Source organism: Nocardia niigatensis NBRC 100131 (assembly GCF_000308655.1).
GTDB classification, from domain to species: domain Bacteria; phylum Actinomycetota; class Actinomycetes; order Mycobacteriales; family Mycobacteriaceae; genus Nocardia; species Nocardia niigatensis.
The window spans coordinates 1-584 of record NZ_BAGC01000091.1; the positions used below are offsets into that span (position 1 = coordinate 1).

Consider the following 584-nt stretch of genomic DNA (forward strand, 5'->3'; position numbering starts at 1 on the left):
TAAGGGGACCCACTACCGGGTCCCCTTATCGGCGTTTAACCACCCGGTGCTGCGTTGACGCTCGAGAGCGCGTGATTGAATTCATGGGTAGGTGGGATCGCCCACCAACCCTCCTCACGCGCTCGAGCGCCGTGGCCGGGTACCGCAGGCTACAAGAACAGAGAGGGATCACCGTGGCGGAGCAGAACGACGGCCGCAAACCCTTCCGCCGCAGCAGCGGTGAGACCGGACAGGGCGGCTACGGCCGGCGCGACGAAGGCGAGCGTCGTGATCAGGGCCGGTCGTACGGCGGCCCGCGCCGCGAGCGCGACGGCGGCCGTGAGGGCGGCTTCAACCGTGGCGGTGGCAGCGGCGGCGGTTTCAACCGCGGCCGCGACAATGAGCGAGGCGGCTGGAACCGCTCCGAGGGCGACCGCGATCGCGGCGGCTATCGGGTCGAGGGCGGCCGCGGCGGCTCCGATCGCGAAGGCGGCCGGGGCGGCTACCACCGTGGCGACCGCGACGGTGGTTTCAACCGCAGCGGTGAGCGCCGTGAGGGTGGATTCAATCGTGATCGCCGCGAGGGCGGTTTCGATCGTGGTGGC

At 70.5% G+C, this 584-nt stretch carries 1 pseudogene; it reads right to left on the minus strand.

Annotated elements, in window-relative coordinates:
• Positions 1–149: 149 nt before the first annotated feature.
• Positions 150–584, minus strand: a pseudogene (locus ON33_RS30905) (hypothetical protein); the annotation flags it as partial.